This is a genomic window from Pseudomonas sp. GW821-FHT02C04, assembly GCF_059421845.1.
On the sequence record NZ_JBWKVT010000011.1, the window covers coordinates 161163 to 167687 of the forward strand.

6 protein-coding genes and 1 pseudogene are annotated in these 6525 nt (G+C 57.7%); 1 reads left to right on the forward strand and 6 read right to left on the reverse strand.

Annotated features, from left to right (window positions below; all coding sequences use genetic code 11):
* Positions 1–10: 10 nt before the first annotated feature.
* The 3 genes from AC07VV_RS28915 to AC07VV_RS28925 form a co-directional block, all read right to left on the reverse strand.
* On the reverse strand, positions 11–526 hold the full coding sequence (locus tag AC07VV_RS28915; RefSeq protein ID WP_495038181.1) for a DUF6622 family protein: 516 nt from the start codon (positions 524–526) through the stop codon (positions 11–13).
* Positions 527–589: 63 nt separating this feature from the next.
* Positions 590–994 (reverse strand): GNAT family N-acetyltransferase, encoded by a 405-nt coding sequence (locus tag AC07VV_RS28920; RefSeq protein WP_493158853.1) that lies wholly within the window; start codon positions 992–994, stop codon positions 590–592.
* Positions 995–1051: 57 nt separating this feature from the next.
* Positions 1052–1957 carry a LysR family transcriptional regulator gene (locus AC07VV_RS28925; protein WP_495038182.1) on the reverse strand — a complete coding sequence of 302 codons (906 nt, stop codon included), beginning with the start codon at positions 1955–1957 and terminating at the stop codon, positions 1052–1054.
* Between the two features lie 102 nt (positions 1958–2059).
* On the opposite strand from AC07VV_RS28925, the gene AC07VV_RS28930 reads away from it, so the two are divergent.
* A complete protein-coding gene (locus AC07VV_RS28930) occupies positions 2060–3232 on the forward strand; it encodes an aspartate aminotransferase family protein (RefSeq protein ID WP_495038183.1) in 1173 nt (390 codons plus the stop codon).
* Positions 3233–3322: 90 nt separating this feature from the next.
* On the opposite strand, the gene AC07VV_RS28935 is transcribed toward AC07VV_RS28930, so the two are convergent.
* From AC07VV_RS28935 to AC07VV_RS28945, 3 genes and pseudogenes are all read right to left on the reverse strand, one after another.
* Positions 3323–5242: an alkaline phosphatase D family protein gene (locus tag AC07VV_RS28935; protein ID WP_495038184.1), complete on the reverse strand. Its 1920-nt coding sequence runs from the start codon at positions 5240–5242 to the stop codon at positions 3323–3325.
* Positions 5243–5314: 72 nt separating this feature from the next.
* Positions 5315–6079, reverse strand: coding sequence for a hypothetical protein (locus AC07VV_RS28940; RefSeq protein WP_495038185.1), 765 nt, complete (start codon positions 6077–6079; stop codon positions 5315–5317).
* Positions 6080–6253: 174 nt separating this feature from the next.
* Positions 6254–6525 (reverse strand): annotated as a pseudogene (locus AC07VV_RS28945) (hypothetical protein); the annotation flags it as partial.

Consider the following 6525-nt stretch of genomic DNA (forward strand, 5'->3'; position numbering starts at 1 on the left):
TATTCAATGGTTAATGTGCGGTCACGGGCGACTGTCGGGCGGCGAGGGCTCGCAACGTCCAGTAGAGCTTCAGAGATCGGGTACTGATCAGGCCGCACATGAAACCCGACACCGTGGACTTGAGCAGCAGCATGTCGGGGGACGCGGCAAGCTCCGGATTTACGGCATCCTGATACCCGAAGTAATAGTTTGCGAAAAAAAACATCAGGAACATGATCAGGATTTTCACGGTGCCCGGCATGATCAGCCCAGTCGAGGAGTCGTCGAGTACCACGCCCTTACGGGAGAAAACCAGCCAGGCCGAGAGACCGCCCAGCAACAGCGCGCCGAACCAACTGCTAAAAAACAGGACCGGGTCGATCGTCAAGTTCAGGGAGTACAACGACCACGCCAAAAATGCGGGTGGTGTTATGAGCATCGAGAGACGGCTTTCACGGCGGGGAGAAAACGCCTTGATCCCGAAATAAACCACAATCAGAAAAAACACGTAGGCCCGTATCGGGGTGTTTTGCAGAATCGTGAGCATCGCGCAGCATCCATGCTGAAAAAGAAGAAGGTGGATAATAGCCGAGGTCGCATTCAGTACCCGTTATTTCAATCGCGGGCGTTCCATCGCAATCACTGATGTTTCAAACCCCAGGCTGGCAAAAAATGCTTCGGCTCCCTCGCGCCCCGCACGCAGTACCCAGGTGATATCGGGGTTATCGCCCATCACATGCTCGACCAGTGCCCGGCCCACGCCTTTGCGTTGGTGCTGCACATCAACGACCACCATCGACAGGTAGCCATTGGACAAACCGTCGGTGATGCCGCGGGCAAAGCCAATAATCTGTTCGCCCGATAGCGCGACGGCCGTCCGCTGCGAGTTTTGAATCAACTGCGCAAAATGCTCCGCGGATCCGACTCGATGCGCCCAGCCGTGCTGCCCGAGAAACAACCGCACCGATTCCGTTTCGGCGGGTAGTAGATCGCGTACCGTCAGATCGTTTTTCATTGGGTGATCGAGTCCTTGATGACCAAGTGATTGTTATTGAACCGATGCCTAGCGTAGTCAGCTTTTCCCCCAGGTCTGCATCGCAAACTCAACGAAGCGCCTAAGCTTCGGCAGTCGATAGCGATCCTGAGCATAAAGCAGGTGCAATGGGCGGCTCGGCGGTTGGTAGTCGGGAATCACCGTGACCAGTTTGCCGTCGCGCAGATCCTGTTCCACCAGTGCATCCGGCAACATCACGATGCCCATGCCGGTACGGGCCGCCTGATGCAAACCGGCGGAGGTGTTCATCAGCATCGGCCCGCTGACGTCGATCATGATTTCACCCTCCGGACCACTCAGTCGCCAGCGTTTTTCCACCGATTGCCAGTCATCACCGGCGGGATAGGCGAACGACAGGCAATCGTGTTGTTGCAGGTCTTCGGGCGTCAGTGGCATGCCGCGTCGGGCGACGTATTCCGGGGAGGCGCAGACGGTCAGGGTGTAGTCGATCAATGGCCGGGCAATCAGATTCGACTGCTCGAAATGCCCCAGTCGGAACGCCACATCGAGACCACTTTCCATCAGGTCCGGTCGGCGGTTGGTCAAGACCACATCCATTTTTACCTGCGGGTACTGCAGGGAAAAATCGCTCAGCGCGGGAGCCAGGCGTTCGACGCCAAAGGTCAGCGGCGCGGTGATGCGCAGGAGACCACGCGGTTCATCCATGGTCTGTTCGGCGAGACGTTCGGAGTCTTTCACGAGCCCCAGTACCTCCAGGCATCGCTGGTAGTAGACCGTGCCGAATTCGGTCAGCCGCTGACGCCGGGTGGTGCGTTGCAGCAGTTGCACGCCGAGCCGCTGTTCCAGTGCACGAAGGTGATTGCCGACCATGGTCGTGGACATTTCGCACTGCAGGGCGGCGGCAGTCATGCTGCCGGCTTCGACGACTTTGACGTAGACGCTCATCGACTGGAACAGATCCATTATCAAGCCCTGCTTCTAAATGATTGAAGTTTTACCGAGTTTATCCAGCTCTGGTGGCTAACCATACTGCAATCACACCGACCTTCACTGGAGTTTGAAGTCATGACCGCCGCCCTGATGAACACGTACCAACCGCTGGCCCTGAGTTTCACCAAAGGTCTGGGCACCCGTCTGTGGGATCAGGCCGGTCGCGAGTATCTCGATGCCGTCGCGGGAGTGGCGGTGACCAACGTCGGCCATTCGCACCCCCGGATCGTTTCGGCGATCAGCGAACAGGCTGGATTGCTGTTGCACACATCCAACCTCTACAGCATCGACTGGCAGCAGCAGTTGGCGCTGAAATTGACGCAACTGGCGGGAATGGAGCGGGCGTTCTTCAACAACTCTGGCGCCGAAGCCAACGAAACCGCGCTGAAACTGGCGCGGCTGCACGGCTGGCGCAAAGGGATCGAGCAGCCACTGGTGGTGGTCATGGCCAATGCGTTTCATGGCCGTACCCTTGGCACTTTGTCAGCCAGCGATGGCCCGGCGGTACGTCTGGGTTTCAACGATCTACCGGGTGACTTCGTCAAAGTGCCGTTTGGTGATCTTGAGGCTCTGGAGCAGGTGCAGCAAAAACATGGCGAGCGGATCGTGGCGATTCTGGTCGAGCCGATCCAGGGCGAAAGCGGCGTGCAAATGGCACCGCCGGGTTACCTGAAAGTCCTGCGCGAACTCTGCAACCGCCACGCCTGGTTGCTGATGCTCGACGAAATCCAGACCGGCATCGGCCGGACCGGGCGCTGGTTTGCGTTCCAGCACGAAGGCATCGTTCCCGACGTCATGACCCTCGCCAAGGGCTTGGGTAACGGTGTGCCGATTGGTGCCTGCCTGGCACGGGGCAGGGCGGCGGACCTGTTCACTCCCGGCAGCCACGGCAGCACGTTTGGCGGTAATCCGCTGGCCTGCCGGGTTGGCTTCACCGTGCTCGAGATCATCGAGGAACAAGGCCTGCTGGAAAATGCGCGGATTCAAGGTGAGCGCTTGCTCAGTCGCTTGCACGCGGAACTGGCGGGCAATCCGAATGTGCTGGCAATTCGTGGGCAGGGTTTGATGGTCGGCATCGAACTGAAGCAGCCGATTCGCGACCTGACACTGATTGCAGCGCGGGATCATGGGTTGCTGATCAACGTCACCCGGGGCAAGACGATACGGTTGCTGCCGCCGCTGACGATTGATGAGCGGGAGGTGGGGATGATTGTCAGGGGTATGGGACGGATACTTGAGGCAAAGTGACTGTCGCGACTTGGTCTGAAGTGGCTGCCGATTATTTTCGGCAGGCACTTCGTTCATCCGGGCAATCTCCTGTCGGAAATTGTCGCAATCCTAATCAGGATAATCCGTCAGATCCGGTGCCAGCATTCGGGTCTCTGGCGCGCCATTCGAGTTGTGCTGAATGATGTCCAGAGGCTGCCCTTGTTGATTAAAAAACACCTGACCAATCCCCGCCGAGTTCCACAGACGTTCACCTGCTTCGGCATGCTCGGGAACGTACGGCACAATACGCATGCGCCGGCGTTTGGTCAGCCAGTTCAGCGGCGAGCGGGGTGAGTAGAGCCAGCGGTTCAGGCGGTCGAACCATTCGAGCAAGGTTTTCGGGAACTCGTTCTTGATACCGCTGCTGGTGATTTGCCAGATTCGCGGGCCGGCCTTGCGGTGTCGGATAAGCACTTCGTAGACGAAGGAATAATGCACATCCCCTGACAGCACCACGTAATTGCCCGGTGTACGTGTGTGTCGGAAAATATTCAGGATCACCTGGGCGGCGCCGCGGTGGGCCATCCAGTTTTCCGCGTCCACCAGCAGTGGATAACCGCACCAGCTGAATACCCGCTGCACCGTTTCGATCAGCTTTACACCAAAGATCGGTGCCGGTGAGACGATGATTGCGGAGGGATGATCGAGCAGTTCCTGTTGCAGTTCGCTCAAGGCTTCCCAGTCGAGCAGACCGGAAGGTTGCTTGAGCGCCATTTCGCTGCGCCAGCGTCGGGTGCGGGTGTCGAGTACAACCAAGGCCGGACTGGTCGGCAGTACAAAGTGCCAGTGCTGAAAACGCAGCAACGCATCGATCAGATCGCCTTGCACTGGCGCATCGAGATAGTGGTCATCACCGCTGTCGCTCAGGCGACGGGTTTTCTTCAGTAGCTCGCTGAAAGCGTCCGGGTTGTTGCCCCAGCCCTGACACAACATATAGGCGATCAGTGCATTACCGATGATGCGTTTGGAGAACGGATGGCCGTAGGCCGTTTCTTCCCATTGCGCGGAAAGGTTCCAGTCATCGGTAATGTCGTGGTCATCGAAGATCATCAGGCTCGGCAAGTGCGCCAAGGCTCGGGCAACGTTGCCTAGACCTGCCTTGAAGGCATCGATCCGGATTTGTTCCAAGGTGTAGCGCTTGTGGCGTTGGGGTGTCAGCGCTGGCGCTTGCGGGTCGATCAATGTCCATGGCGTTGGTGACCATACCAACAGGTACATGGCCATGACTTCGGCAAACGTCACCAGATGATTGTCGGCACTACTGCTGGTGAAAATCGGCTTACGTGCACCGCCGAAAAAACGTTCGCGCAATGTCTCGTTGCTTTCGAGCGCGGGCAACAAATCCGCACGGTGGTAGTAACTGGCCGGGTGCTCATAAAGTTTGGAGCTATTGCTGACCACCGCACCTTCGAGGTGCTCGCCGAACAGGCCAAGCCGTTCGATCAGGGCGTGAATCGCCCGCAGCATCGGGCCAGCGACGTCATCGGCGTAGATCTGGTCGCCACTCATCATCAGCAGGGCCGGGCGCTGTTGCGGATCGGTTTCGGCGGCGAGTAATCGATCGACACACAGCAGGCCGTCCGCTGCCGGGTGATGGGGCTTGCGGCAGGAGCCGTGCAACAGTTGATCGATCCGAGAACGCAGGACGAAGTTCGGGCGCGGGTCTGTCGGGTACAGGAGATGGGGCGCCCAATCGGCGATCTGTGTTTCGCCGTCAATCAGCAAGTCATAGTTGATGCGTTCTTCGCAGGGCAGGGCGCTGTCGAGGACGACATCGATCAGATGGACAAACGCCCGAGTGCCTACAGGGATGACCGTGCATTTCGTTGCGTCGAGAGGAATGTCTCCCACACCTTGCAGGCGTAGGGTCAGCGTCAGTTGGCGAGTACCCACCAGCCACAATACAAGTCGTGTCGGTTCCAGCCGCCGCAACAGCGGGCCGGCCAATACAGGAGGCAGCGGGGAGAGGTCAGCAGAGGGTCGAGACATCAGAGGGAAAAGCTCAAGGCGCACAGGCTGGCGATGATAGCGCAGCCTGCGTCTTCAACCCTTAAGCGAGGCTTAAGAACCAGTCTTTTGCAGCTTCAGATCCAGCAGGCGCCACTCGGCATAACCCGAGTCATTGGCCGGCAGTTGTTGAATCGAACAATCGAACCGGTAACGGACATCATCGCCGAGCATGTTGCGGGCGGTGACAGTATTACTGATGGTGTAAGTCTGATCCTTGAACCGTTTGCTGCTGGTTTTCTCTTGCGGGGTAATGACCGCCGCCATTGGAAAACGCATGGCACTCTGGATGAAAGGCGTGCACATGACCGATGCCAGTACCGATTTGTCAGCGTTCGGATCCTTGCCCATCATCTGGCGCAGAGTGACAAAGTTTTTGCCTGCCGTGTCTTCGACCTTCTTTTCAGATACTGAAGTTGCCAAGCGCTTACTGTAGTAGGGCATAAGCGCGGATTCGGGCGGTGAAGGTTCATTCTGCGGTTCGCTGGCGACATAGCTTGCAAGGTTGTCGGAAACCGGTGTTGGTGCCGGAACCGGAGCGATTGGTGCTTGCGTTGCGGCGGACTCCTGCTCTGGCATCAGACCAGGTTTCGTCGCGGCGGCCTCTTTGGCAATCTCGGGCGCTGGCTTGTCTTTTGACTTGTTTGCGGACGGGAACAACGACAGGAAGATGGATAGCACCACGACGCCAACAATGAAACCGCCGACCGCGCCGATCAGGTTTCCGAGAAACAGGTTCCAGCTACCGCGGTTTTTCACCACCCAGCGCCACATGAGACCCCAGGCCGCGACAAATGCCAGAAAACACAAAAAATCCATTCGATCCTTTCCTTAAACCTTCGATGGCCTGAGATCAGCGCGTTCCCGATGATAAGCGCTGAAGATGGACGGCAAGATATCAAAATAGAAGCGGGGCGCCACTTCCTTCATCTATGTAATGGGCCAGGTCTGGACGTCTTCCCGGCGCACCAACAGTTCGAACACGTCCCGCCGCTAATCCCCCATGACCAGATCATCGCGCAGGATCGGGCTCAGGCCTTCTTCCTCATAAGCCAGTTTGAGGCGACGGTTTCCAGTGACGCTTCCATGGGGATCCTTTCGTGATGTCTTTTGGGGCGTGGGTGCGTAGTGGTCTGCGACTATATAGAGGGCGTAAAACAGGTCTTTGCAGTCTAAAGCGAAATTAAAGGTTGACGGCAGATTCTGGAGGCCTATAATTCGCCCCACTTCCGGCGCAGTCGAAACGGAAAACTCCTTGAAGTTCA

Bases quoted from the DNA above. Each gene is read 5' to 3' on its own strand.
- AC07VV_RS28925 (WP_495038182.1), bottom strand. From the start codon at position 1,957: ATGGATCTGTTCCAGTCGATGAGCGTCTACGTCAAAGTCGTCGAAGCC.
- AC07VV_RS28930 (WP_495038183.1), top strand. From the start codon at position 2,060: ATGACCGCCGCCCTGATGAACACGTACCAACCGCTGGCCCTGAGTTTC.
- AC07VV_RS28920 (WP_493158853.1), bottom strand. From the start codon at position 994: ATGAAAAACGATCTGACGGTACGCGATCTACTACCCGCCGAAACGGAA.
- AC07VV_RS28935 (WP_495038184.1), bottom strand. From the start codon at position 5,242: ATGTCTCGACCCTCTGCTGACCTCTCCCCGCTGCCTCCTGTATTGGCC.
- AC07VV_RS28915 (WP_495038181.1), bottom strand. From the start codon at position 526: ATGCTCACGATTCTGCAAAACACCCCGATACGGGCCTACGTGTTTTTT.
- AC07VV_RS28940 (WP_495038185.1), bottom strand. From the start codon at position 6,079: ATGGATTTTTTGTGTTTTCTGGCATTTGTCGCGGCCTGGGGTCTCATG.